Source organism: Micromonospora sp. WMMB235, assembly GCF_001855515.1.
Lineage (GTDB): Bacteria > Actinomycetota > Actinomycetes > Mycobacteriales > Micromonosporaceae > Micromonospora > Micromonospora aurantiaca.
Window position 1 is genome coordinate 1,267,162 of the sequence record NZ_MDRX01000001.1, and the last position, 24,090, is coordinate 1,291,251.

Consider the following 24,090-nt stretch of genomic DNA (forward strand, 5'->3'; position numbering starts at 1 on the left):
GGACGTGTGGTCCCCGGCCCGTCGTGCGTCCGCCTCAGAGCAGGGGCCGGCCGACGACCGAGGCGACCAGCCGGGCGAACTCCTCCAGCCGGGCGATCTGCCCGGCCCCGCCGTCGTCGAGGGTCTTGCCGAATCGCAGCGCGTCGTGCCGGGGCGCGCCGATCGCCTCGTCGCTGGGCGGCGCCTCGTCCAGCGAGCTGAGCAGCAGGTACACGTCGATGCTGTCGACCCGTACGGTGCCGTTGTCGGCGCGCATGAGCCGCCGCCGGCAGCCGACCTCGGTGACGGTGGACAGCGGCACCACCCGCAGCGACGAGGTCATCGCGCCGGGCGGCCCCTCCCCCGGCGGCACGTCCTCGCCGTGCCAGAGCACCAGCCGGCTGCCGTCGCAGACGACGACCTCCTGCCACACGCCGTTCACCTCGTTGACGAAGCGCTCCAGCGTGAAACCGAGCACTGAGGCGCCGCGCAGCACGCCGTCGAGCGCCTCCAGCGCGATGTCCGGGTCGCGCAGGTACGCCCGCGCGGCCGACTCCAGGTCGGTGTAGGGCGACCAGTCCGGGAAGACGGCGGGCAGATCGCCGTTGCCGTAGCCGGGGTTGCTCACGCCGCCTCCCGCCGACCCGCGCCGCGGCGCCGCCGTCGGTTCCGGTCACCGGCACGGGCGCGCCGCCCGACGCGCGCCCCGATCCGCTCGCTCATGCCACCGTCTCCACCCGCTCAGGTGTCGTCCCCACCGGCACACATGATCCGCCCGTGCGCGCGCGGGCGCGCGGCGGGGGTCAGGACTGCTCCGGCTCCTCCGCCGCGCGGGCCGCGGCGGCGGCGCGCAGGGCGTCGCGGCGCTGCGCGTACGCCTCGGCGCCCTTGCTGGGCTTGCGCCGCCGCGGCGGCGCGGTGACCCCGGGGGCGAGCTTGCGCGCGGAGACCAGGAACGCGGTGTGGGCGATCATCCGGTGGTCCGGTCGGACGGCGAGCCCCTCGGCGTGCCAGTCGCGCACGAGCGACTCCCAGGCGCGCGGCTCGGTCCAGCCGCCGCGCTCGCGCAGCGCCTCGACCAGCTCGGAGAGCTGCGGGGTGGTGGCCACATAGCCGATCAGCACGCCGCCGGGCACAAGTGCCCGCTCGACCATGTCGAGCATCTCCCACGGGGTGAGCATGTCGAGGATGATCCGGTCGAATCCGGTCTCGGCGCAGTCGGCGACGTCGCCGACGTGCAGGTTCCAGGCCGGGTGCGGGCCGTTGAAGAACGCCTCGACGTTGCGGCGGGCGATCTGGGCGAAGTCGTCGCGCAGCTCGAACGAGTGCAGCTCACCCTCGGTGCCGACGGCCCGCAGCAGGGAGCAGGACAGCGCGCCGGATCCGGCGCCGGCCTCCAGCACCTTGGCGCCGGGGAAGACGTCGCCCATGGCGACGATCTGCGCCGAGTCCTTCGGGTAGATCACCTGGGCGCCGCGCGGCATGGACAGCACGTAGTCCGACAGCAGCGGCCGCAGCGCCAGGAACGCGGTGCCGCCGCCGGCGGTGGTGACCACGCTGCCGTCGGGCAGGCCGATCAGGGTGTCGTGCTTGAGGATCCCGCGATGGGTGTGGAACTCCTTGCCCGGCTCCAGCGTCACGGTGTGCATCCGGCCCTTCGGGTCGGTCAGCTGGACCCGGTCGCCCGGCCGGAACGGCCCGCGGTGGACCGGGGGCAACGCCGGGACGGTGGAGATCTCTGCGGTCACGTGTTCGTCTTCCGTTCGGGTTCCAGGAGCTGGGCGAGATCCGCGATGTGCAGCACGCCGACCACATCTTCGCCTGCCGTCACGACGTACTGCGCGCCCGGGTGGGTGCGCACGGTCTCCAGCACCCGCTCGCCGTCCGCCCCGAGCGGCAGGGCCGGCACGGCGGACAGGTCGCGGGCCACCTCGTCCACCGCGACCCACGGCCTCCGTTCCGGGGGTACGGCGGCGACGCGGGCCGGGTCGACCAGGGCGACCGTACGGCCGGCCGAGTCGACCACGCCGAGCGCCGCCTCGGGGGTGCCCGCCTCGTCGCGGCGGCGCTGGGCCTCGGCCAGCGGCGTGCCGGCGGGCACCGGCAGCACCGCGCGGGCCAGCCGGGCCAGGTCGACCAGGTGCAGCCGGCGGCCGATGCGCGCCATCCGGATCGACTGGCCGGCGCCGCGCCACAGCGTCAGCGCGACGAGCAGCAGCAGCGGCAGGGCCAGCGGGGCCAGCGCCCGGCGCATGGTGAGCACCACGACCAGCGCCAGCGTGCCCAGCGCGACGGCCCGGCCCACCCAGCCGGCCACCTCGGTGCCGCGGTGCCGGTCGCGGGTGAGCGCCCACACGGCGGCGCGCAGCGCCCGGCCGCCGTCCAGCGGCAGGCCGGGCAGGCTGTTGAAGATCGCCACCACCACGTTGCTGACCGCGAGCTGGAAGGCGAGCTGGTGGCCGAGCGTGCCGGCGGGCAGGGCGAGGGTGGCGGCGACCGCGCCGGCGCCGAGCACTGCGGAGACGGCCGGACCGGCCAGGGAGATCAGCAGCTCGACCCGAGGGCTGGGGGCGTCGCGGTCCATCTCGGTGTAGCCGCCGAGCAGTTCCAGCGTGATCCCCCGCACACCGATGCCGTACCGGCGGGCGGTCAGCGCGTGGCCCAGCTCGTGCAGCAGCACGGAGCCGAGCAGGGAGATCACGAAGCCGAGGCCGACCAGGTAGCCGCCGAGCGGGCCGAGGTCGAGCTGACGGCGGGCCAGCGCCGCGTACAGCACCGTGACCACGACGGTGAGCAGCAGCATCGAGGCGTCGACGCGCAGCGGCACCCCGAGGACCCGGCCGAGGCTGAGCCCCGGCCGGCGGGGTCCTCGGCTCCGCTGCTGCACCGGCCCGATGCTACGTGAGCTGAGCTTCGGCGAGCCCCGCAGCCGGGGACGACCCAGGGTGCCGCGATCCCGATCATGCTTCGGTGCGGCGACGCCGGCCCTGTCACACGCGTGCCCTAACCTTCCGGTCATGACGGCGGAACCGATGATCGACAGTCACGGCGACCAGACGGCGGCACCGGCGCCGGTCACCGTGCGGGCCTCGTTGTCGCCGTCGCGGGCGGCAGATTTCAAGACCTGCCCGTTGCTCTACCGGTTCCGCAGTATCGACCGGCTGCCCGAGCGGCCGACCGTCGAGCAGGCCCGGGGCACGCTCGTGCACGCCGTGCTGGAGCGGCTGTTCGACCTGCCGGCCGCGGCGCGCACCCCGGAGTCGGCGGGTGACCTGGTCGTCCCGCAGTGGGACCGTCTGGTCACCGAGGAGCCGGAGCTGGCGACGCTGTTCGCCGACGGCGACGCCGTCGGGCCGCAGGAGTTCCTCCGGTCGGCGACGGCGCTGCTGGACGGCTACTTCGCGGTGGAGGACCCGCGCCGGCTGGAGCCGGCCGAGCGCGAGGCGCTGATCTCCGCGGTGGTGGACGACGAGCTGCTCATCCGCGGTTACCTCGACCGGCTCGACGTCGCGCCGGACGGCGCGCTACGGGTGGTCGACTACAAGACCGGCGGGGCGCCGCGCGAGGCGTTCGAGGCGCGCGCGCTGTTCCAGCTCAAGTTCTACGCCCTGGTGCTGTGGCGCACCCGGGGCGTGGTGCCGCGCGTGCTGCGCCTGCTCTACCTCAAGGACGCCGAGGTCTGCGACTACGCGCCGGACGCCGACGAGCTGGTGCGTTTCGAGCGCACCGTGGTGGCGCTGTGGCGGGCGATCGAGCAGGCCACCGCCCGGCAGGACTTCCGTCCCCGGCCGAGCCGCCTGTGCGACTGGTGCAACCACCAGGCGCTGTGCCCGAGCTACGGCGGGACGCCGCCGCCGTTCCCGGTGGCCGCCGCCGCGCCCGACCCGCTCGTGGACGCCCGCTCCCGCCCGGTGGCGCCCGGCGCCGACGAGTGACCTCCGCTCCCGCCGGAGGGTGCCCGGGTTGACGCCTGGCCGCAGGGTCCCCGGATCGACGGGCGATCCCGCGCACGCCGGCGATGCCCAGTCGTACCCGCCGTCAATCCACCCGTTCGGACCGTAACCGCACACAAGAGCGCCCGCGATCCCGTGCGGACCGGCGCGCGGAGCGCCCGCGATCCCGCGCGCGGCTCGGGCGCGGGGAGCGCGTCCGAGCCCGATGCGGACCCGGCGCGCAGAGCGCCGTGGGAGTGGACCGACGACACCGAGATGGCCTGTTCGGTGGTGGCCGGACTGGCCGGCGGGGGACGGATCGACCGGGACCGGCTGGCGTTGGCGTTCGCGCAGCGCTGCGGCCCACACCCGGGGGTACGGGCCGGGCGCGGTGACGGTGCTGCGGCTGATCCGTACCGGCACGCCGTGGCCGGTGGCTGCCGCGTCCGCCTTCGACGGGCAGGGCTCCTGCGGCTGGGTCGCCGCCACGCTGCCGCACGACTGTCCGGCCGCGATCCGTGTCTGCGTGGAGGCGGGCGGCCACGTGGACACCACAGCCGCCATCGCGGGCAGGACCGTTGCCGCGTACACCGGTTTGAGCGGGCGCGACCGCCCACTTCCCGCCGCCTGAAGGCGTGCGCGCCACCTCGGGGAGGTGGCGCGATCGAGCGGTGCGTGATGCCGCAACCTCCCCGACCAGGTGTGGATCACCACCGGTGGCGACCGGGCACCCGGACCACTTCACCGAAATGGCGAGGTTGACGGGCGGGATGCACCCAGGTCAGGAAGGTGGCGGGTCGACGGGGTGGGGCACAGCCACATCGGGGAGGTGGCGGGGTCAACGGGGATGGGACGCAGCCACATCGGGGAGGTGGCGGGGTCGACGGGTGCATGATGCCGCAACCTCCCCGAGCAGGTGTGGATCACCATCGGTGGTGACCGGGCACGCAGCACCTCGCCGAGGTGGCGGGGTCGACGGGGGCGTGACGCCACCTCGGGGAGGTGGCGGGGTCGATAGGGGTGGGATGCAGCCACCTCGGCGAAGTGGGGTCGATCATGCGGGGCGTGCACCACCGGCCGGGACGGGCTCGCCGAGCCGCCGCGCGGCGCTCCCCGATCTGGGCGATTCCGGTGTCAGGTCACCGCGGGGCGGAATCGGGTGCCGGGCCACTCTGGGACGAATGCGGCGCCGGGTCACCGTGGGCCCCGCGATCCCGCGCGGGCCGTGCGCGCAGACCGCCCACGATCCCGCGCGGGCCGTGCGCGATCCCGAGAGGGCCGTGCGCGCAGGGCGCCCCGGGATCCCGCGCGGGCCGGCGCGCAGAGCCCGGCCAACCCGCGGGATCGGGGCGGCCTGATCGGCGACCGGGCGGCCGGCGCCCTCTACGGTGGTTACCGCGGCCCGGTTCGCGCTGGATGGATCGCGGGCGCGTGCCGGCGGGCTCCGGCCGGACCGCCGACCGGACGACGAGGGGGATGCATGACCGAGGGCGCCGTCTCCCGGCCGGTGCGGATTCTGCTCGCCGACGACCAGCCGCTGCTGCGTACCGGATTCCGGATGGTGCTCGGCGCGGAGGACGACCTCGACGTGGTGGGTGAGGCCGGCGACGGCGTGGAGGCGGTGGAGCTGTCCCGGCGGCTGCTGCCCGATGTGGTGCTGATGGACATCCGGATGCCGCGCCTGGACGGAGTGGCCGCCACCCGGGCGATCGTGTCGGCCCGGCTGCCGGTCCGCGTGCTCGTGCTCACCACGTTCGAGCAGGACGAACACGTCGTCGGGTCGCTGCGGGCCGGGGCGGGCGGCTTCCTCACCAAGGACGTGCCGGCCGAGGACCTCGTCGCCGCGATCCGCACTGTGGCCGCCGGGGGCGCGGTGATGTCCCCACGCATCCTGCGCCGGCTGCTCGACCGCTTCGCCCAGGTGCTGCCGGACCCGGCCGCCGCGCCGGCGCGGGCGCTGGAGCCGCTGACCGACCGGGAGCGCGAGGTGCTCACCCACATGGCGCGTGGACTGTCCAACGCGGAGATCGCCCGGTTGCTGTCGGTCAGCGAGACCACTGTGAAAACCCATGTCGGTCATGTGCTGACGAAGCTACGGTTGCGCGACCGGGTCCAGGCGGGTCGTGCTCGCGTACGAGACGGGCCTGGTCCGTCCCGGCGGCTGAGGTGGCGCGGGTCGCCTACCGTGACCAGCGGCGGGGCTGATGTGTTGACCATCACGCGGGGTCAGGCCCTAACGTCGGCGTCGCCTGCCGGTCAGGGGTCACCCTGAGCCCGGATGGGGGTCGACCCTCACCGGAAGATCGGCGCGGATTCCACCCCAGGTCGGAGGGCTTTCGGGCTCGCGACCCCGAGGATGGATTCCGCCGCACCGGCCAGCGGGGGCGGTGCGGCATGAGAACGACATACGGAAGAGGTAGATGACGTGACCGCGACGGTAGGCCGAGAGCAGGCCGCGGCCCGGGCGAACGACGTGTGGAAGGTGTACGGCAGCGGTGAGGCGCAGGTCGTCGCGCTGCGGGGGGTGACCGCCGAGTTCGAACGCGGCCGGTTCACCGCGATCATGGGGCCGTCCGGCTCCGGCAAGTCCACACTCATGCACTGCCTCGCCGGTCTGGACACGGTGACCAAGGGCACCGTGATGATCGGCGACACGACGGTGACCGGTCTCAACGACGCGGGTCTGACGAAGCTGCGCCGGGACAAGGTGGGCTTCATCTTCCAGCAGTTCAACCTGCTGCCCACGCTCACCGCGCAGGAGAACATCCTGCTGCCGCTGTCGATCGCCGGGCGCAAGCCCGACCCGGCCTGGTACGACACGGTGATCGACACGGTCGGGCTGCGGGAGCGGCTCGGGCACCGCCCGGCTCAGCTCTCCGGCGGCCAGCAGCAGCGCGTGGCGTGCGCCCGGGCGCTCGTCGCCCGCCCCGAGGTGATCTTCGCGGACGAGCCGACCGGCAACCTGGACTCCCGCTCCGGCGCCGAGGTGCTCAAGTTCCTGCGCAACTCGGTCCGCGAGCACGGTCAGACCATCGTCATGGTCACGCACGACCCGACCGCCGCCGCGTACGCCGACCGGGTGGTCTTCCTCGCCGACGGGCAGATCGTCTCGGAGCTGATCGAGCCGACCGCCGAGACGGTGCTGGACACGATGAAGAAGCTGGACGCCCCGGTCGAGGTGGGCAACTGATGCTGCGGGCAACGCTCAAGAGCCTGCTGGCGCGCAAGCTGCGCCTGCTGCTGTCCGGCCTGGCGGTGGTGCTCGGCGTCATGTTCGTCTCCGGCGCGTTCGTGCTCACCGACACGCTCGGGCGGTCCTTCGACGCGGTCTTCGCCGACGCGTACGCCGAGGTCGACGTCAGCGTCGAGGCGAAGCCGAAGATCGACGTCTCCACTACGGAGGGCATGCCGCTGAGCACCCCGATGCCGGCGTCGGTGCTCGACCGGATCAAGGCGGTGCCCGGCGTCGCCGACGCCGAGGGCGTGGTCGCCGCCGACGGCGCCCGCATGATCGGCAGCAACGGCAAGGTGGTCACCTCGTTCGGTCCGCCGCAGCTGGGCCAGAACTGGCTCGGTGAGAGCGACCTGGTGGAGATCCGCGAGGGCCGCGCGCCGCAGGCCGACGACGAGATCGTGATCAACACCGCGCTGGCCGAGGCGGGCAAGGTCAAGGTCGGCGACCGGGTCGGCGTGCTGACGCTCGCCCCGAAGAAGGAGTTCACGCTCGTCGGCGTGTTCGGCTACAGCGGCGGCCGGGACTCGATCGGTGGCGCCAACGAGGTCTACTTCACCACCCCGGTGGCGCAGCAGCTGATGCTGGGCAAGCCGGACGTGTTCAGCAACGTCAGCGTCCAGGCCGCCGACGGCACCACGCCGGCCGCGCTGCGCGACGAGCTGGCCCGCACGCTGGGCGCCGACTACCAGGTCAAGACCGGCGAGCAGCTCGCCGCCGACGCCTCGGCCGGCCTCAAGGAGGGGCTGTCGTTCTTCAACAAGATCCTCCTCGGGTTCGCCGCGGTGGCGCTGCTGGTCGGCACGTTCCTGATCCTCAACACGTTCTCGATCATCGTGGCCCAGCGCACCCGTGAGCTGGCCCTGATGCGCGCGATCGGGGCCAGCGGCAAGCAGGTCATCGGCTCGGTGGTGCTGGAGGCGCTCGCGGTCGGCCTGATCGCCTCGGTGCTGGGGCTCGCCGCCGGTATCGGCGTGGGCGCGCTGCTGGCGTACCTGTTCGGTCAGCTCGCCGGGGGTCTCACCCTGGCCGGGCTGGGTGTGCCGGCCTCGGCGGTGATCGGCGCGTTCGCGGTCGGCATGCTGATCACGGTGATCGCCGCGCTGCTGCCGGCGGTGCGCGCCTCGCGCATCCCGCCGATCGCCGCGATGCAGGACGTCGCCACGCCGGACCGGCCGCTCACCAAGGTCACCATCGGTGGCGCGGTGGTCACCGGCATCGGCGCGGTACTGCTGTTCATCGGTCTCGGCGGGCACGCCGGCGACAGCACCCTGGCGACCATCCTCGGCGGCGTGCTGTTCGCGTTCATCGGCGTGGCGCTGCTGACGCCGATCATCAGCCGGCCGGTGGTCTCGCTGCTCGGCGCGATCTTCTCCTGGTCGGTGCCGGGCAAGCTGGGCCGGCTCAACTCGGGCCGCAACCCGCGCCGCACCGCGATCACCGCCGCCGCGCTGATGGTGGGCATCGCCCTGGTCACCGGCGTGACGGTGATCCTGGACTCGGCAAAGGGCAGCATCGGCGCGCTGGCCGAGGACACCATCAAGGCGGAACTGGTGATCTCCGGGGCGTCGTCCGGGCCGCGCCCGGCGAGCTTCGACCCGGCGGTCCTGGAGAAGGCCGCCGCGATCCCGGGCGTCCAGATGGTCGACGGCGAGTACGGCGACATGGCAGTGGTCGGCGGCGAGCGGACCTGGGTGGCCGTGTCGAGCAACGTGGCCGCGCTCCAGCAGATCTTCGGGGCGAAGGCCACCGCCGGTGACATCAGCAAGCTGGCGCCGGACCAGATGCTGGTCAGCTCGGACACCGCGAAGGCACGCAACCTCAGCGTCGGTTCGACGGTGCCGGTGCAGCTGTCCCGCGGCGAGGCCCGCACCTACACGGTCAGCGGCATCTACGAGAGCTCGCAGCTGACCAACCCGGTGACGCTGCCGCCGCAGGCCGCTGCGGACTTCGCCATCCCGCAGCCGATCCAGGGTTTCCTGCAGCTCGCCCCCGGCACGTCGGTGGACGCGGTGCAGCCGCAGGTCGAGCGGTTGCTGGCGGACAGCCCCGAGGTGTCGGTGGCCGACCGGGCCGCGTTCATCGAGCAGCAGACCGGCCAGCTGGACTCCCTGCTCCAGATGATCCAGATCCTGCTGGCGCTGGCCATCGTGATCGCCGTGCTGGGCATCATCAACACGCTGGCGCTGTCGGTGCTGGAACGGACCCGCGAGCTGGGCCTGCTGCGGGCGATCGGCCTGCGCCGCGCCCAGACCATGCGCATGATCACGGTCGAGGCGGTGGTGATCTCCATCTTCGGCGCACTGCTCGGCGTGGTGGTCGGCACGGGTCTCGGCGCGGCGGTGGTCGAGGCGCTCAAGGACGAGGGCATCACCGACCTGGTCCTGCCGTGGGGTCAGATGGTGACGTTCCTGATCCTGGCCGCGATCATCGGCGTGGTCGCCGCCGTGCTGCCGGCGATCCGGGCCGCGCGGATCAACGTCCTGGGCGCCATCGCCCACGACTGACGTGAAAGGAAGGGCCCCTTCTTAACGCCTCGCGCATAAGAAGGGGCCCTTCTTAACGATTGAGCAGGGCCGCGAGCAGCTCCAGGTCCGCCGCAAGCAGGCTCTCCACCTGGTGTACGCCGTCGGCGGGCGCCAGCGGCACCTCGGCCGGTACGGCCAGCACCGCCGCCCCGGCGGCGAGCGCGCTGGCCACCCCGGTCGGTGAGTCCTCGATCGCCACGCACCGCTCGACCGGCACGCCCAGCAGACGCGCGGCGGTCAGGTACGGCTCCGGGTGCGGCTTCGCCGAGTCCACCTCGTCGCCGCACACCACCGCGTCGAAGCTGTCCCGCCCCAGCGTGTCCAGGGCCACCTCGACCAGGGACCGGCCGCTGGAGGTGACCAGCGCGGTGGGGATGCCGGCGTCCCGTACCGCCCGCAGCAGCGCCAGCGCGCCCGGACGCCACCGCAGCCCGGTACGGAACAGGTCCAGGATCCGGGCGCTGATCCAGTCGGCGCTTTCCTGCACGTCCCGCTCCGGCTGGCCCAGGTCGTCGTGCACGATCCGCATCGCGTCGGCCATCCCGGTGCCGACAATCGCGCGGCGGGCGTCCTCGGACAGGACACCGCCGTACACGGCGGCCAGTTCCTGCAACGCGACGTCCCACAGTTTCTCGCTGTCGACCAGGGTGCCGTCCATGTCGAAGAGCACGGCGGCGGGGTGCTTGCTGCTCAGCGGGGGCCTCCTTCGATACGCGTACCCCGCCGATCCTGCCAGCCGCGTCCGGTGCGCCCGTCACCGTCCCCGATCGGGGTGACCCGCGGCATCACCCGAGGCCGCAGGCGCCGAGCGACTTCTCGTACCCCCGGAAGAACGACTCGCTGCGCTGCTCGGCGGTGCCGTGCGAGCCCTCGGCGAACCACGGCTGGTCCGGGTCGTCGCCGACCGCCAGCAGCCCTTCCCGGAACTCCTCCAGGTCGCCGTCCTCCAGCTCCAGCGCCCCGGACCGCACGCTGTCACCGAGGTACGCCCCGGCCATGCAGTCGGCCTGCAACTCCTGCTGGATGGTGAAGTTGTAGCGGATGCCCAGCCGCACCTGCATGCCGTGGGCGTACTCGTGGCCGAGCAGGTAGAACAGGAACGCGTCGCCGATCTGCCGGAACGCCGCCACCGACCAGTTCACGTCGTAGGCGATGAAGTCGCCGGCCGAGCAGTAGACCGCGTTGTTGCGCGGCAGCCCCTGCCCGGCGCAGGCCACCTCGCCCTCGCGGCTGTAGGCCACCACCCGCCGGATCGGGGTGAACCGCTCACCGGAGGCGCGGAACCGCTCCGCCCAGTAGCGTTCGGCCAGCCGTACCGCGTCCTGGATGTCCTGCTTGAACTCGGCCACGCTCGTCGTGCCGTCCGCGCGGGTGGTCTGCGACTCGGGCTGCGCGCTGCGCGGGGGTGCCGGCTGCTGCGGCTCGCCCTGGTCGTAGCCGCCGGCCATGCAGCCGGCCGCCACCAGCGCGGCCACCACCAGTCCGGCGATCGGCCCGCGCCCCTGACGTCCCGCCCTGTCCCCCACCGTGACCTCCCGGCTGTTCGTTCCCGTGTCCCGCAGCAGTACCCCCGGCGGCCGCCGGTGATGCTCACCGGCTCTCACGCACCGCCGCCGGGAATCGTTCACCGGTGCGCGGGAACGGTACGGTCGGCGTCGTGGGCCGGTCGTACGCGGGAATCGTCTACTGGCGACGCAGCCTCTGGAACGGCATGCGGTGCGTACCGGTGCTGCTGACGCTCGACGAGGGCCGGCTGCGCGCCCGCGACCGGCGCGGCGCGGAGGTGTTCGCCGCGCCCGCCGGGCAGGTCGAGGCCCGGGGGACGATCGTCGGCACGATGCTGCTCACCGTCGGCGGCCACCGGTACGCCCTGGTCGGCGTGGGCGCCACCGTCTCACCGGCGCCGAGCGCGGAGCAGCGGCGGCGGTTGGATGAGTACACGGCCCGCGCCGAGCCTGTTCCCGACCTCGCGTCGTGGTGGGAGGTGCTGGCGGGGGCCGGCGTGACGGTGCGCTGACCGGCGCGGTCAGTCCAGGCCGCGCATGATGTGCGGCTCGCCGTCGTCGTCGCCGAAGCAGCGGTGCAGCACCTGGGCGCGCGCCCACAGGTCCAGGCTGCTCGGCGGTCCGACCGGCCCGGTTCCGGCGGGCGTGGTGGTCAGCACGGGAGCCGGTTCCGGCGGGACCTGCGACGTCACCTCGTCGGTCATGTCCGCCCCTTTCGTCGTACCCATGCTCGTCTGCGGGCGTTTCCGCCACGTCAACTCCGACGGCGCGGGCGTGGACGCGGCGCGCCTGACCCACGCCGGCCCGTACTCCGGTGACGGTAGCCCGCCGGGCCGTCGAGCACAGCCGTATTCCCGACGTCGCCGCAGGTCGCGGCCGGTGATCAGGCCCGCCCGCCGCCCGGTCCGCAGGTGGCGCAGCAGGTGTCGCCGCGCCAGGCGTCGCGGCCCTCGCGGACCGCGACCACGGCGATCACCAGGGCGGCGACCGGGTCGGCCCAGGACCATCCGAACAGGCCGTTGAGGGCCAGCCCGACGAGCAGGACCACCGAGAGGTACGTGCACAGCAACGTCTGCTTCGAGTCGGCCACCGCCGACCGGGAGCCCAGTTCACGCCCGGCGCGCCGCTGCGCTGCCGACAGCACCGGCATCACGATCACCGAGAGCCCGGCGAGCACCAGCCCGACCGGTGAGTGCGCGGCCTCGGCGCCGCCGAGTAGCGCCCGTACCGCCTCGACTGAGACGTACGCGGCGAGCGCGAAGAACGACACCGCGATGACGCGCAGCGTGACCCGCTCCCGGGCCTGCGGATCCGGACCGACGAACTGCCACGCCACCGCCGCCGCGGAGGCCACCTCGATGACCGAATCCAGACCGAAACCGATCAGGGCGGTCGAGGACGCGACGGTGCCGGCGCCGATCGCCACCACCGCCTCGATCACGTTGTAGGTGATCGTCGCGGCGACCAGCAGGCGTACCCGGCGGGTGAGCAGCGCACGGCGGTCCGGCCCCGGGCCTGCGGGCGTGACGGGGATCAGCGGCAGGCTCATCAGCAGCATCCGTCCGCGGCGTCCGGGCAGGCGGCCGGGTCGACCGCGAGCACGACGCCGACCAGGTCGCCGAGCGCGTGGGCGAGGCGGGCGTCGGCCAGCTCGTACCGGGTGCGGCGACCCTCCGGCACGGCCACGACCAGGCCGCAGCCGCGCAGGCAGGCCAGGTGGTTGGACAGGTTCTGCCGGCTGGTGCCGAGCGCCTCGGCCAGCTCGGCCGGGTAGCCGGGCCCCTCGCGCAGGGCCAGCAGCAGCCGGGCGCGCAGTGGGTCGGACAGCGCGTGACCGAAACGGGACAGCGCCTGGGAGTGGTGCAGCGTCCGCATGCTGTGACTGTACAGCGTCTGCTGTATTCAGGAAAGAATGAACCGGCGGTTGCATCCGGTACCCCGGTACGGGCTTACCGTCGAGAGGTGACCGACGAATCCTGGGTGCCCGACACCTGCACGCTGCCGACCACCGAGCGGCCGCTGCGGCTGGCCGAGTTCGACGGGCTGTTCCACGACGCGCTGCGCGGCGCCGACCGGCCGGCCGCCGGGCATCTGCGGCTGCACCTCGACGGCCGCGCCGAAGCGCTCGCCCGGGACCTGATCGCCCGCGAGTCCGCCTGCTGCTCCTTCTTCACCTTCGATCTCGCCGGCCCGGACGGCGACACGCTGACGCTCGACATCCGCGTTCCGGCGACCCGTGTCGCCGTACTCGATGCCCTGGCCCTGCGGGCCACGACCGCGCGGGGCCGGTGATGGGCGAGCCGGAACTGCGCAGCGGCCGGCTCGCCGACGCGGCCGGGGTCAACGTGCAGACGCTGCGCTACTACGAACGGCGCGGGCTGCTGCCCGCGCCCCGGCGGTCGCCGGGCGGGCATCGCCTCTACCCGGCCGAGACGGTCACCCTGCTGCGGGTGGTGAAGGCCGCGCAACGTCTCGGCTTCACCCTCGACGAGGTCGCCGGCCTGCTGGGCGCCGGCCGACGCGGCCGGGGCGCCGGCCTGCAGGGGCACGCGCGGCGGAAGCTCGCCGAGGTGGAACGGCGCCTGGCGGACCTCACCGTCGTCCGCGACACGCTCCGGGCCGCCGTCGCAGCCGGCTGCGACGACCCGGTCGAGTGCGCCGGCAGCGCCTGCTGCCCCCTGCCGTTCGCCGACCGCGCCGGGCCCGCCGACCGGGCCGCCCGGCCGGTCCCCGGCCCGGCATCGCTACGGTCTGACGCATGACGGTCGTGCGTTCCATCCTGCTGTTCCTGCTCGCCGCCCTCGCCGAGATCGGCGGCGCCTGGCTGGTGTGGCAGGGCTGGCGGGAGAACCGCGGGCTGCTCTGGATCGCCGCCGGGGTGATCGCGCTCGGCGCCTACGGGTTCGTGGCCACGTTCCAGCCGGACGCGAACTTCGGCCGCATCCTCGCCGCCTACGGCGGCGTCTTCGTCGCCGGGTCGCTCGCCTGGGGCATGGTGGTCGACAAGTTCCGGCCCGACCGCTACGACCTCGTCGGAGCGGCCATCTGCCTGGTCGGCGTCGCCGTCATCATGTACGCCCCGCGCACGAGCTGACGTCGCGGTGATGAGTTTCCGCGCCCGTGCCCGTCACACCTGCGAAGGGACACGACGACGCGGAGGGATGACGTCATGGGTAGGGACACGCAGCTGCAGGAGCTGGGCGTGAGCGATCTGGCTGAGGTCGACGAACCGGCGTTCACCGGGCTGGCGCAGCGGCACCGGCGGGAGCTGCACGTGCACTGCTACCGGATGCTCGGGTCGTTCGAGGACGCCGAGGACACCGTCCAGGAGACGTTCCTGCGGGCGTGGCGGCGGCGGGACACGTTCGCGGGACGGTCGACGTTCCGGGCCTGGCTGTACCGGATCGCCACCAACGCCTGCCTGGACCTGCTCGCCAAGTGCCGGCCCGAGCCCGCGACCGGCGGCGAGGTGCGGTGGCTCCAGCCGTACCCGGACCGGCTGCTCGACGAGCTGCCCGCCGCCGACGCGGACGAGCCGGAAGCCGTAGCGGTGGCGCGAGAGACGATCGAGCTGGCGTACCTGGTCGCGGTGCAGCACCTGGCGCCGCGCCCACGCGCAGTGCTGATCCTGCGGGACGTGCTCGGCTGGCCCGCGAAGGACGTCGCGGAACTCCTTGGGGACTCGGTCAACTCGGTGAACAGCGCCTTGCAGCGCGCCCGCGCGGGCATGCGGGAACACCTGCCCGCGCAACGGCAGGACTGGACCGGCGACGAGACGGACACGCGGACCCGCGAGCTGGTACGCCGCTTCACCGACGCCAGCATCGCCAAGGACGTCGACGGTCTCGCCGCCATGCTGCGCGACGACGTGCGCTGCTCGATGCCGCCCACCCCGGGCCTCCAGATCGGCCGCGACGCCGTGGTGAACGACTGGATCGCAGACGGTTTCGAGAGCCTGGGCAGCCTGCGAGCAGTGCCCACCGCCGTGAACCGGCAGCCCGCCGTCGCGTTCTACCTCTGGCAGGACAGCGACGGCGCGTACCTGCCGCTCACAGTCGACGCCCTGCGCATCACCGGCGGGGCCATCACCGAGATCGTCACGTTCCACGCCGACCAGTTCCCGCGGCTCGGGCTGCCGGAGCGCCTGCCGGCCGACCGTACGCCGTAGTGCCCGCGCGGACGCTCGCGCTGCCCGGCGGCGCGCGAGTTCCGGTGGTCGCGGCCCAGTGGCGTCACGCGTACGGCGTGGTCACGCGCGGCCGGGTGCAGCTGGAGCTGCGCGACGGCACCCCCGGGCCGGTCCTCGGCCGTGACGCCGGCTTCTGGCTGCGCGGCACCGGCGTACGCGCGTTGCGCAACCCCGGCCGTCGCACCGCGACCGTGCGGATCCTCACCCCTCACCTCGAAGCTCGGAGGAACGACATGATCAGCAGCACCGACACCGGCACCGTCTCGGGCCGTCCGCACGGCTTCCGGCGGCTCGCCGTCACCGGCCTGGTCGCCACGATCGCCGCGATGGCGGTCACCACGCTCGCGGCGGCGCTCGCCCGGGCCGCCGGTGTGGACTTCGAGATCCCTGACGGCGGCGAGACGATCCCGTTGGGCGGGTTCGCCGTGGTGACCGGGTTCTTCTCGCTCGTGGGCGTCGTCATCGCCGCCGTCCTGTTGCGGTTCAGCGCCTACCCCGCGCGGCGGTTCGTGTGGACGGCGGTGTCCCTGACCGCGCTGTCGATGGTGCCGCCGTTGATCGCCGGGGGCGACGCAGCCACCACTGTCGCGCTGGTCGGGCTGCACCTGGTCGCGGCGGCGGTGATGATCCCCGCCCTGACGCGGAGCCTGCGCGCGAGGACCGGCTGACGCCCCGCCTCCGGCGGCAAATCGCGGCTACGGGACACCTGCTGTCTCCGGCCGGAGGTGCGGCTGTCCCTGCGCTCCCCGCCACGAGACGGCTTCAATCGAGCGCCTACCATCCCACCGTGGAGGGCTTGTTCTGGATTGCCGTCGTGCCGCTGTGCGGCCTGTTCGGCTGTCTGGTCCCGTGCGCCGTCCTGGCAGCGCTGGCCACGTGGCCCAGGAAGGGCGACCGCGGGTAGCTCCACCCTCGACGTGTATCCGGGCGGACCATCCCTGCGGCGTGTGCGCCTGGCGGTTTACTCGGCCGTGGCTCCGCGACGTCGGAGGGCCACCTTGGTGCCGCCGAACGCGACGAGCCAGGGCAACACCAGGAAGCCGCCGCAACCGATCACGATCAGCCACAGCGTCTCACCCGGTCTTCCCTGATGCTCCAGGCCGGGCCAGGTGAAGGCGCTGCCGAGCAGCGACAACGCGTAGAACAGGACGATCACGATCGCGGCGGCCGTACCGATCCGGCGGCTGAGCCCGATGCCCGCGGCGCAGAGAAACCCGAGCCCGGACATGACAAGGGGGGCGAGGTACATACCGGACAGGACGACGAAGGTGTAGTACGTCGCACCGGGGTCGAGAGCCGGGTCCGCCAGCGGTGGCGGGCCGGCTCCGACCGCGTGGACGACAGCGGAGAGGGCGGAGTTCACCACTTCGGACTCCTCGCACCGGGACGCTCGCACGCCATCGAAATCGATCCCTCAGTCTGGCACCGGTCGAGCCGCCAGATCGACCGGGAGCCGCAGGCCCGACACAGAATGATGCGATCCACAGGATTCGATCGAGATCACTCGGGCACTTCGATACGGACCATACGCCGGGCGCCGCCAGTCGGCGCCCGGCGCCACGTACGACCGAGAGGTGACACCATGACCTTCCGCGCCAGGCTCGTCGGAGCCGCACTCGCCGGGACGCTCGCCGCCGGTGCATCGGCACTGGCCACGGCCTCCACGGCCAGCGCGCAGGCCGAACCCTGCGTTCAGCGCATCGCCGTGGTGAACAACGCCGCCTTCGTGATGTCCTTCAGTGTCGCGGCGAGCAACGGCTTGGAGACGGCGAACACCGACACCTACCCGATCAACCAGTCGCGGACGATCGATCTCACCACCACCGCGCTGCCGGTCGGGTCCGATGTGCGGCCGGTGGTGGACGCGGTGGCCGGAGCGCAACGGACCCCGAGCAGCTTCGTGTCGTACTGCGAGAACGGGCAGACCGCGACGTACTCGGTGACCGGGACGACGTACGACTACTCGGTCACGCTGATCGGCTGACCGACGCGTCGACCCTTCGGGGCGTCCGCCATCCCGGCGGGCGCCCCGCGCTCGTCCGCGCCGAGACGGGTAACCGGCGGCGAGGGCCGCCGGTAGACAGGTCGTCCGCTCAAGCGTCAACCGATCGAGTCACCGAACGCCAGGCGTCGAAGGCCCATTCGAGGTCGGCCGTGTTCGCACCGGTGAGGACCGTTTCCAGGTACGCGCCGTCGACGAATGTGAAGCCGTAGAGGGTGAATTCGATGCCGTCGTCACGGCGGTAGAGCCAGGCGGCACGATGGCCCACCCCGTCGCGGCCGCCCTCCCCCACCTTGGCTGTCGGGTTCGGTGGCAGCCCGGCATCGAGCGAGACGATGACGCCGGCTCCGTCGGCACACCGCCACGACGATCCTGGACCGGCCCGCATCGCCCGGCCGGACGCGTGCCACCTGGTGACACCGTCGTCGGTGGTCTCCCGCGTCCAGGAGCCGGAAGCTCGACCGACCAACCGTCGCCCAGAGACCGCCGCGCGCCCCAAGTGTCACCTACGGCCGGCGTTGCGTGTGGTGGTGACCTCATCGGTGTGGACGCCGCCGATCAGCCGTTGCTGGGGCTGGTGATCCCGCGTTCTGCAAAGGACTCCGCGACCTCATCGAAGACGCCGCCGGCAAGCTCGGGCTGCGCGAGAGCATCGGACAACGGTAGCTCCAGTTGAGGGTCGTACCCGGGGAGGCCCGTGACCGCCTGGACCGCTTCGCCGAGTTGGTACATCGCCGCGACGACTGCCCAGGCATCGTCGCCCCGGCACCAGAAGGGCACCGTGATCCCGGCTCACTGTCGTGGCCGAGGCAATCGAGCGTCGCAACCGCCTCGTTCACTCCACGGCCGAGATCGGAGAAGTCTGGCGCGAGTACGCGGACGGGTCTGGCGGCGAGTGGGTGCATGTCATTACAGCGATGGGCGAGGATGACTGCGATGAGCACGACCTGCGCAGCGACCTCGCGTTACAGCAGCAAGCAACCTGCGAAGCGGTGCGACTGCTCTACTTCCTTACGTTCGGACAGCGTCTGGATCCTGTCCCCGACCAGCGACGGGAGTAACCTCAACTCGTCTCGAATTGCGCCACCATCCTCGCCATGCAGCTCGCCAACCGCACGGAACCGAGCCCGCTTCGACATGTGCTGATGTTGAAGCGGAACTTTGGTCGGCTCGCACGTGACCTGCGGCAATTTGGTAGGCACCCTGGTCGTGACCAATCTAGGGTCGCCGCCGCTGCTGGCTGGTTGCCGACGTTTGACGGCGTCTTGTGCCCCCCCCGGGGGGGCCCCGAGCAGGTCCGCCACAGCCCGCCGTTCGCGGCGGCACCCACGCTTTAGGAACGGTGTAGCGCTGGCGCGAGCGCCATGAGTCCTGCTAGGACGTTGGCCTTCCGACTCCCTAGCGGGACGCTTCATCATTCCGCACACGTTCCGGATTTTGCGACCCGACTGATTGCTGGTTACGGGGGCTAACCATCATCCGACTCAGCGACGATTGCTTCTACTAGGTCATTCAGCGACTTCCTCTTCAGAAACTTCCACCCCTGACGTAGTGTCCAGATTGCGGAAGCGCCAGACGCGAGGATGAAAATCGCCTCCCAGACGTCCTTATCAATTCCGAAAAAGGTCCTAAAATCGGCGGTAGCCAGACCGACAAATAGCGCAAGGAAAACACCTAGAGGCGCCAGAACGGAACTGACATCTACATGCAACGGGAGGCTTTTGCGCAGGGCCAACTCAATCTTGTCCCGAGTTGTGACGTGAACCTGTTGCGCAACGTTTACTGTCACTTTAGTTGTATTACTAATGGATCGCCCAAGGTCCACCTTCAAGGCGGGAGGCTTCCCACTTCGAGCCTCCGGCAGCGAGGCTCCTCGCTGCAATATTTCGCCTTCCGCAGACTGCCCACCCTGTTCGGTCACTCTGCATCCCCCTCAGCCGTCTCAAAGGCGGGGTCATTGAGGAGTCCCAACGCTCCGAGCGCATGCTCCGAAAGAAACCCACATCTCACACATGATGTAATCGCTACAGGTATCGCCAAGCCGCCTAGAGTGGTTTCTGACGATGACTTTTGCAGACTATGTGTTCCTAACCCTTGCTCCAGAAGGAACACTTCATGCCCGCAACGAGGGCAGGGCCTATCGGCACCACGCTTACTAAGCGCGTCAACAATCATGGCAAGCTGCCGCTTACCCAATAGGCGTTCTGGAATTTTTGGCTCAGGGTCTACGAGGATCACGCCCTAGATTATCCACTCCTTGGCTGACTCGCTACAGGCGCACGACCAGCCCCAGACTGATTGCCATCCCATATGTCATCGCCCCCCCTGGGGAGCGGGCCACTGCCCGGCCCGCCTCGGTCAAGGCAGCCTTGACGTACGGACGGCCCCTGCCGGGACGGCTGAGTTGGCTTTCGTGTCACGGACCGTGCCCCCGGCGGACACCGTCACAGTGGCGCAGTTGACCTGACCTCGACCGGTACGGACCCGGCTCCTGAGGTCGGATCTGACCATCGGCGGCCACCCCTACCCCCGCCCAGGTGAGCAGTTGACGTGACGGTGAACCGCTGCGGAGCGGGCTCCTGGACGACCGGCCTGCTCTCGGCCGGACACCGCCCCCCTGCTTGGTTCTTGCCGCGCGCGGACCCGGTGGCGCGTTACCTGCGCCGCACGGGCATGGCCGCGCGGCCCGGTCGGCTGTCGGCCCACCCCCCACCCTCAACGGCCTGTCGTTCTGCGGCGGCCCCTTGGGCTCCCCGCTTCCGCGCCAGCCGCCGGGCGTGTTGTGTGGCCGGAGTCGGAGCGCCAGCGGAGCGACGGACACGCGCCCCGGGCGGCGGCGCGTGCGGCCCGTTGCGGGCCGCCTTGACGCGGGCGAGAACATCAAGGCGCTATCGCTGTACCTCGGTCACGCCGACCCGGGCTTCACGCTGCGGGTCTACACCCACCTGCTGCCGACCAGCGAGGACCGCACTCGCCGGGCGATCGACACTGCGTTCGGGCACGGCCCGACTGACCCTGACGGCCTGGCGACGGCCTAGCCTGGTGCCGGAAGAGTGTTTGGGCAGCTCAGGAAGGGTGACCGGCGTCACTTGGCGTTGAAGTAGTTCGCCTCCGGGTGGTGCACCACGATCGCGTCGGTGGCCTGCTCCGGCACCAACTGGAACTCCTCGGACAACTGCACCCCGATCCGCTCGGCGCCCAGCAACTCCACGATCTTCGCCCGGTCCTCCAGGTCCGGGCAGGCCGGGTAGCCGAACGCGTACCGGCAGCCCCGGTAGTCGGTGCGCAGCAGGCCGGCCAGATCGGCCGGGTCCTCGTCGGCCACAGTGCCGCCGCCGGGCAGCACCAGCTCGGCCCGGATCCGCCGGTGCCAGTACTCGGCCAGGGCCTCGGTGAGCTGCACGGACAGGCCGTGCACCTCCAGGTAGTCGCGGTACTCGTTGCCGGCGAACATCTTCGCCGTGTACTCGCTGATCGGCTGCCCCACGGTGACCAGCTGCAACGCCACCACGTCGAGCTGGTCGCCCTTGGGCCGGAAGAAGTCGGCCAGGCACAGGCGCCGCTCCTGCCGCTGCCGGGGGAAGGAGAACCGGGCCCGCTCGCTGTGCCCGTTCTCGTCCAGCACCACCAGGTCGTTGCCCTCGGAGTACGCGGGGAAGTAGCCGTACACGACGGCCGCCTCCAGCACCTGGTCGGAGATCAGGCGGTCCAGCCAGTACCGCAGCCGGGGCCGGCCCTCGGTCTCCACCAGTTCCTCGTACGACGGTCCCTTCCCGCCACGGGCGCCGCGCAGGCCCCACTGGCCCAGGAACGTGGCCCGCTCGTCGAGCAGTGCCGCGTAGTCGGCCAGCGGCACACCCTTGACGACGCGGGTGCCGAAGAACGGCGGCTTCGGCACCGTCACGTCCACCGCCACGTCGGAGCGGACCGACGCGTCGTCCAGTTCGGGCAGCGCCTCGCGCACCTGCGCCCGCTGCCGCTCGCGGCGCTCCCGGCGGGCCGCCAGTGCCGCCTCGCGCTCCGGGTCGACCATCGGCGCGCCGCCGCGCTTGGCCGCCATCACGCGGTCCATCAGGGACAGCCCTTCGAACGCGTCGCGGGCGTAGTGCACCTGGCCCGGGTAGATCGACCGCAGGTCGTCCTCCACGTACGCGCGGGTCAGCGCCGCGCCGCCGAGCAGCACCGGCCAGCGCTCGGCCACGCCGCGGGAGGCCATCTCGGCCAGGTTCTCCTTCATGATGACTGTGCTCTTGACCAGCAGGCCGGACATGCCGATCGCGTCGGCCCGGTGTTCCTCGGCGGCGTCGAGGATCGCGTTGATCGGCTGCTTGATGCCGATGTTGACCACGTCGTAGCCGTTGTTGGACAGGATGATGTCGACCAGGTTCTTGCCGATGTCGTGCACATCGCCCTTCACCGTGGCGAGCACGATCCGGCCCTTGCCGTCGTCGTCGGTCTTCTCCATGTGCGGCTCCAGGTAGGCCACCGCGGTCTTCATCACCTCGGCGGACTGGAGCACGAACGGCAACTGCATCTGGCCGGAGCCGAACAGCTCGCCGACCACCTTCATGCCGTCCAGCAGCAGGTCGTTGATGATGGACAGCGGCGTACGCCCCTGCGCCATCGCGGTGTCCAGGTCGGCCTCCAGGCCGTTGCGCTCGCCGTCAATGATCCGCCGCTTGAGCCGCTCGTCCAGCGGCAGCGCGGCCAGTTCCTCGGCCCGGGTGGCGCGCGCCGAGGCCGCGTCCACGCCCTCGAACGCCTCGATGAACCGCTGCACCGGGTCGTAACCCTCGCGGCGGCGGTCGTACACCAGGTCGAGCGCCACCTCACGCTGCTCGTCCGGGATCCGTGCCATCGGCAGGATCTTGCTGGCGTGCACGATCGCCGAGGTCAGCCCGGCCTGGGCGCACTCGTGCAGGAACACCGAGTTGAGCACCTGCCGGGCCGCCGGGTTGAGGCCGAACGAGACGTTCGAGATCCCGGCGGTGAAGTTGACCCCCGGGTAGCGCGCGGCGATCTCCCGGATCGCCTCGATCGTCTCGATGCCGTCGCGGCGGGTCTCCTCCTGCCCGGTGGCGATCGGGAACGTCAGCGCGTCGATGAGGATGTCCTCCCGGCGCATCCCCCACCGGCCGGTCAGGTCGTCGATCAGCCGGCAGGCCACCCGGACCTTCCACTCGCGGGTGCGGGCCTGGCCCTCCTCGTCGATGAGCAGCGCCACGACGGCGGCGCCGTGCTCCCTGACCACCGGCATGATCCGCGCGTAGCGGGACTCGGGACCGTCGCCGTCCTCGAAGTTGACCGAGTTGACCACGCACCGGCCGCCCAGCATCTCCAGCCCGGCCTCGATCACCGCCGGTTCGGTGGAGTCCAGCACGATCGGCAGCGTCGAGGCGGTGGCGAACCGGCCGGCCAGCTCCCGCATGTCCTGCGTGCCGTCACGGCCCACGTAGTCGACGCAGAGGTCCAGCAGGTGCGAGCCGTCCCGGGCCTGGCTGCGCGCGACCTCCACACAGGCCTGCCAGTCCCCGGCGAGCATGGACTCGCGGAACGCCTTCGAGCCGTTGGCGTTGGTCCGCTCCCCCACCATCAGGATGCTGGCGTCCTGGGCGAACGGCACGTGGTGGTAGATCGAGGAGACCCCGGCCTCCGGCTTCGGCTCTCGCGCCACCGGCGCCCGCCCGCCGAGTCGCTCCACCAGCACCCGGATGTGCTCCGGGGTGGTGCCGCAGCAGCCGCCGATCAGGGCAACGCCGTAGTCGGTGACGAACTGCTCCAGCGCGTCGGCCAGCTCGTCCGGGCTGAGCGGGAAGTACGCCCCGTCGGCGGTCAGCACCGGCAGGCCCGCGTTCGGCATCACCGAGATCGGGATACGGGAGTGCTGCGCCAGGTAGCGCAGGTGCTCGCCCATCTCGGCCGGGCCGGTGGAGCAGTTCAGCCCGATCAGGTCGACGCCCAGCGGCTCGATCGCTGTCAGCGCGGCGCCGATCTCGCTGCCGAGCAGCATGGTGCCTGTCGTCTCCACCGCGACCTGGCAGATGATCGGGACGTCCCGGCCGGCCTCGGCGCGGGCCCGCTTCGACCCGACCACCGCCGCCTTGACCTGGAGCAGGTCCTGGCAGGTCTCGATGATCAGCGCGTCCGCTCCGCCGGCGATCAGGCCGGCGGCGTTCTCCTGGTACGCGTCGCGCAGCGAGGCGTAGCTCGCGTGCCCGAGGGTGGGCAGCTTGGTGCCCGGACCCATCGAGCCGAGCACGAACCGGGGATGCTCCTCCGTCGCGTACGCGTCGGCCGCCTCCCGCGCGATCCGCGCGCCCGCCTCGGACAGCTCCCGGATGCGGCCGGGGATGCCGTACTCGGCGAGGTTGGGCAGGTTCGCGCCGAACGTGTTGGTCTCCACGCAGTCGGCGCCCGCGGCCAGGTAGGCGTCGTGCACGCCGCGGACCACGTCCGGGCGGGTCACGTTGAGGATCTCGTTGCAGCCTTCCAGGCCGTCGAAGTCGTCGAGGGTGAGGTCGGCGGCCTGGAGCATCGTCCCCATCGCGCCGTCCGCGATCAGGATCCGATCGGCCAGCAGGTCACGCAACGAAATAGGCACATGCCCCAGGTTAGTGCGCCCGAGTGCGGCAGAGTCACCCGAACCGGGCCTTCCCACATTCTGCCCACCGGGCCGGCGTACACCTTTCCGCCGGTTCGCCCGAGTGGTCCGGCCCGGCGACC

General features: G+C 72.0%; 25 protein-coding genes and 2 pseudogenes. 14 read left to right on the top strand and 13 right to left on the bottom strand.

Features of this window, described 5'->3' with window-relative positions:
- Positions 1 to 34: 34 nt before the first annotated feature.
- The 3 genes from BFV98_RS05500 to BFV98_RS05510 all read right to left on the bottom strand — a co-directional run bounded on the left by BFV98_RS05500 (position 35) and on the right by BFV98_RS05510 (position 2,782).
- A complete protein-coding gene (locus BFV98_RS05500) occupies positions 35 to 607 on the bottom strand; it encodes a hypothetical protein (protein ID WP_013476950.1) in 573 nt (190 codons plus the stop codon).
- 175 nt (positions 608 to 782) lie between these two features.
- A complete protein-coding gene (locus BFV98_RS05505) occupies positions 783 to 1,727 on the bottom strand; it encodes a tRNA (adenine-N1)-methyltransferase (protein WP_013476951.1) in 945 nt (314 codons plus the stop codon).
- Positions 1,724 to 2,782 (bottom strand): M50 family metallopeptidase, encoded by a 1,059-nt coding sequence (locus tag BFV98_RS05510; RefSeq protein WP_151014987.1) that lies wholly within the window; start codon positions 2,780 to 2,782, stop codon positions 1,724 to 1,726. Before BFV98_RS05510 ends, BFV98_RS05505 begins: the two co-directional genes overlap by 4 nt.
- 214 nt (positions 2,783 to 2,996) lie before the next feature.
- Between BFV98_RS05510 and BFV98_RS05515 the strand changes: the two genes are divergently transcribed.
- The 5 genes and pseudogenes from BFV98_RS05515 (at position 2,997) to BFV98_RS05535 (ending at position 9,650) form a co-directional block, all read left to right on the top strand.
- On the top strand, positions 2,997 to 3,914 hold the full coding sequence (locus BFV98_RS05515) for a PD-(D/E)XK nuclease family protein (protein WP_041799026.1): 918 nt from the start codon (positions 2,997 to 2,999) through the stop codon (positions 3,912 to 3,914).
- Between the two features lie 153 nt (positions 3,915 to 4,067).
- Positions 4,068 to 4,542, top strand: a pseudogene (locus BFV98_RS31360) (ADP-ribosylglycohydrolase family protein).
- 849 nt (positions 4,543 to 5,391) lie between these two features.
- Positions 5,392 to 6,076: pseudogene (locus BFV98_RS05525) on the top strand (response regulator).
- Between the two features lie 260 nt (positions 6,077 to 6,336).
- Positions 6,337 to 7,101 (top strand): ABC transporter ATP-binding protein, encoded by a 765-nt coding sequence (locus tag BFV98_RS05530; protein WP_013476954.1) that lies wholly within the window; start codon positions 6,337 to 6,339, stop codon positions 7,099 to 7,101.
- A complete protein-coding gene (locus BFV98_RS05535; protein WP_071095209.1) occupies positions 7,101 to 9,650 on the top strand; it encodes an ABC transporter permease in 2,550 nt (849 codons plus the stop codon). Before BFV98_RS05530 ends, BFV98_RS05535 begins: the two co-directional genes overlap by 1 nt.
- Positions 9,651 to 9,702: 52 nt before the next feature.
- Here BFV98_RS05535 and BFV98_RS05540 read toward each other — a convergent pair whose 3' ends face one another.
- Together BFV98_RS05540 and BFV98_RS05545 are read right to left on the bottom strand one after the other, a co-directional pair.
- Complete coding sequence (locus BFV98_RS05540; RefSeq protein WP_071095211.1) at positions 9,703 to 10,341, bottom strand: HAD family phosphatase; 639 nt, start codon at positions 10,339 to 10,341, stop codon at positions 9,703 to 9,705.
- A gap of 115 nt (positions 10,342 to 10,456) precedes the next feature.
- Positions 10,457 to 11,197, bottom strand: a complete 741-nt coding sequence (locus tag BFV98_RS05545; RefSeq protein ID WP_030274016.1) for a neutral zinc metallopeptidase — start codon at positions 11,195 to 11,197, stop codon at positions 10,457 to 10,459.
- 104 nt (positions 11,198 to 11,301) lie between these two features.
- On the opposite strand from BFV98_RS05545, the gene BFV98_RS05550 reads away from it, so the two are divergent.
- Positions 11,302 to 11,688 (top strand): hypothetical protein, encoded by a 387-nt coding sequence (locus tag BFV98_RS05550; RefSeq protein ID WP_052166216.1) that lies wholly within the window; start codon positions 11,302 to 11,304, stop codon positions 11,686 to 11,688.
- A 9-nt stretch (positions 11,689 to 11,697) separates the two neighbouring features.
- Here BFV98_RS05550 and BFV98_RS05555 read toward each other — a convergent pair whose 3' ends face one another.
- From BFV98_RS05555 to BFV98_RS05565, 3 genes are all read right to left on the bottom strand, one after another.
- Positions 11,698 to 11,880 (bottom strand): hypothetical protein, encoded by a 183-nt coding sequence (locus tag BFV98_RS05555; RefSeq protein WP_013286093.1) that lies wholly within the window; start codon positions 11,878 to 11,880, stop codon positions 11,698 to 11,700.
- A gap of 179 nt (positions 11,881 to 12,059) precedes the next feature.
- A complete protein-coding gene (locus tag BFV98_RS05560) occupies positions 12,060 to 12,725 on the bottom strand; it encodes a cation transporter (protein ID WP_030274019.1) in 666 nt (221 codons plus the stop codon).
- Positions 12,725 to 13,051, bottom strand: coding sequence for a helix-turn-helix transcriptional regulator (locus BFV98_RS05565; RefSeq protein WP_030274021.1), 327 nt, complete (start codon positions 13,049 to 13,051; stop codon positions 12,725 to 12,727). The genes BFV98_RS05560 and BFV98_RS05565 overlap by 1 nt, the downstream gene beginning before the upstream one ends.
- 87 nt (positions 13,052 to 13,138) lie before the next feature.
- Here BFV98_RS05565 and BFV98_RS05570 point away from each other — a divergent pair, with 87 nt between their 5' ends.
- The 5 genes from BFV98_RS05570 (at position 13,139) to BFV98_RS05590 (ending at position 16,033) form a co-directional block, all read left to right on the top strand.
- Positions 13,139 to 13,468, top strand: coding sequence for a hypothetical protein (locus BFV98_RS05570; RefSeq protein ID WP_030274023.1), 330 nt, complete (start codon positions 13,139 to 13,141; stop codon positions 13,466 to 13,468).
- Positions 13,468 to 13,938, top strand: a complete 471-nt coding sequence (locus BFV98_RS05575) for a MerR family transcriptional regulator (protein ID WP_071095213.1) — start codon at positions 13,468 to 13,470, stop codon at positions 13,936 to 13,938. Before BFV98_RS05570 ends, BFV98_RS05575 begins: the two co-directional genes overlap by 1 nt.
- Positions 13,935 to 14,270: a YnfA family protein gene (locus BFV98_RS05580; RefSeq protein WP_071095215.1), complete on the top strand. Its 336-nt coding sequence runs from the start codon at positions 13,935 to 13,937 to the stop codon at positions 14,268 to 14,270. Before BFV98_RS05575 ends, BFV98_RS05580 begins: the two co-directional genes overlap by 4 nt.
- Positions 14,271 to 14,345: 75 nt before the next feature.
- A complete protein-coding gene (locus tag BFV98_RS05585) occupies positions 14,346 to 15,344 on the top strand; it encodes an RNA polymerase subunit sigma-70 (protein WP_071095217.1) in 999 nt (332 codons plus the stop codon).
- Complete coding sequence (locus BFV98_RS05590) at positions 15,344 to 16,033, top strand: DUF6069 family protein (RefSeq protein ID WP_071095219.1); 690 nt, start codon at positions 15,344 to 15,346, stop codon at positions 16,031 to 16,033. Before BFV98_RS05585 ends, BFV98_RS05590 begins: the two co-directional genes overlap by 1 nt.
- Positions 16,034 to 16,326: 293 nt before the next feature.
- Here BFV98_RS05590 and BFV98_RS05595 read toward each other — a convergent pair whose 3' ends face one another.
- Complete coding sequence (locus tag BFV98_RS05595) at positions 16,327 to 16,731, bottom strand: hypothetical protein (RefSeq protein WP_071095220.1); 405 nt, start codon at positions 16,729 to 16,731, stop codon at positions 16,327 to 16,329.
- Positions 16,732 to 16,947: 216 nt separating this feature from the next.
- Here BFV98_RS05595 and BFV98_RS05600 point away from each other — a divergent pair, with 216 nt between their 5' ends.
- Positions 16,948 to 17,349, top strand: coding sequence for a hypothetical protein (locus tag BFV98_RS05600; protein ID WP_013286084.1), 402 nt, complete (start codon positions 16,948 to 16,950; stop codon positions 17,347 to 17,349).
- A 109-nt stretch (positions 17,350 to 17,458) separates the two neighbouring features.
- On the opposite strand, the gene BFV98_RS05605 is transcribed toward BFV98_RS05600, so the two are convergent.
- Positions 17,459 to 17,755 (bottom strand): hypothetical protein, encoded by a 297-nt coding sequence (locus BFV98_RS05605; protein WP_071095222.1) that lies wholly within the window; start codon positions 17,753 to 17,755, stop codon positions 17,459 to 17,461.
- A 170-nt stretch (positions 17,756 to 17,925) separates the two neighbouring features.
- Entirely contained in the window at positions 17,926 to 18,147 is a 222-nt protein-coding gene (locus BFV98_RS05610; protein ID WP_071095225.1) for a hypothetical protein, read from the bottom strand.
- A gap of 20 nt (positions 18,148 to 18,167) precedes the next feature.
- Here BFV98_RS05610 and BFV98_RS05615 point away from each other — a divergent pair, with 20 nt between their 5' ends.
- Positions 18,168 to 18,428, top strand: a complete 261-nt coding sequence (locus tag BFV98_RS05615; RefSeq protein ID WP_071095227.1) for a hypothetical protein — start codon at positions 18,168 to 18,170, stop codon at positions 18,426 to 18,428.
- A gap of 407 nt (positions 18,429 to 18,835) precedes the next feature.
- Here BFV98_RS05615 and BFV98_RS31820 read toward each other — a convergent pair whose 3' ends face one another.
- Complete coding sequence (locus BFV98_RS31820) at positions 18,836 to 19,288, bottom strand: hypothetical protein (RefSeq protein ID WP_143025314.1); 453 nt, start codon at positions 19,286 to 19,288, stop codon at positions 18,836 to 18,838.
- A 919-nt stretch (positions 19,289 to 20,207) separates the two neighbouring features.
- Between BFV98_RS31820 and BFV98_RS05620 the strand changes: the two genes are divergently transcribed.
- Positions 20,208 to 20,405, top strand: a complete 198-nt coding sequence (locus BFV98_RS05620) for a hypothetical protein (protein WP_071095229.1) — start codon at positions 20,208 to 20,210, stop codon at positions 20,403 to 20,405.
- A gap of 47 nt (positions 20,406 to 20,452) precedes the next feature.
- On the opposite strand, the gene metH is transcribed toward BFV98_RS05620, so the two are convergent.
- Entirely contained in the window at positions 20,453 to 23,968 is a 3,516-nt protein-coding gene (metH, locus tag BFV98_RS05625; RefSeq protein ID WP_176921678.1) for a methionine synthase, read from the bottom strand.
- Between the last annotated feature and the right edge of the window lie 122 nt (positions 23,969 to 24,090).

Coding starts and splice junctions, on each gene's coding strand:
- BFV98_RS05555 (WP_013286093.1), bottom strand. CDS start 11,880: ATGACCGACGAGGTGACGTCGCAGGTCCCGCCGGAACCGGCTCCCGTG.
- BFV98_RS05565 (WP_030274021.1), bottom strand. CDS start 13,051: ATGCGGACGCTGCACCACTCCCAGGCGCTGTCCCGTTTCGGTCACGCG.
- BFV98_RS05560 (WP_030274019.1), bottom strand. CDS start 12,725: ATGAGCCTGCCGCTGATCCCCGTCACGCCCGCAGGCCCGGGGCCGGAC.
- BFV98_RS05580 (WP_071095215.1), top strand. CDS start 13,935: ATGACGGTCGTGCGTTCCATCCTGCTGTTCCTGCTCGCCGCCCTCGCC.
- BFV98_RS05510 (WP_151014987.1), bottom strand. CDS start 2,782: ATGCTGCTGCTCACCGTCGTGGTCACGGTGCTGTACGCGGCGCTGGCC.
- BFV98_RS05585 (WP_071095217.1), top strand. CDS start 14,346: ATGGGTAGGGACACGCAGCTGCAGGAGCTGGGCGTGAGCGATCTGGCT.
- BFV98_RS05515 (WP_041799026.1), top strand. CDS start 2,997: ATGACGGCGGAACCGATGATCGACAGTCACGGCGACCAGACGGCGGCA.
- BFV98_RS05600 (WP_013286084.1), top strand. CDS start 16,948: ATGACCTTCCGCGCCAGGCTCGTCGGAGCCGCACTCGCCGGGACGCTC.
- BFV98_RS05605 (WP_071095222.1), bottom strand. CDS start 17,755: ATGCGGGCCGGTCCAGGATCGTCGTGGCGGTGTGCCGACGGAGCCGGC.
- BFV98_RS05575 (WP_071095213.1), top strand. CDS start 13,468: ATGGGCGAGCCGGAACTGCGCAGCGGCCGGCTCGCCGACGCGGCCGGG.
- BFV98_RS05535 (WP_071095209.1), top strand. CDS start 7,101: ATGCTGCGGGCAACGCTCAAGAGCCTGCTGGCGCGCAAGCTGCGCCTG.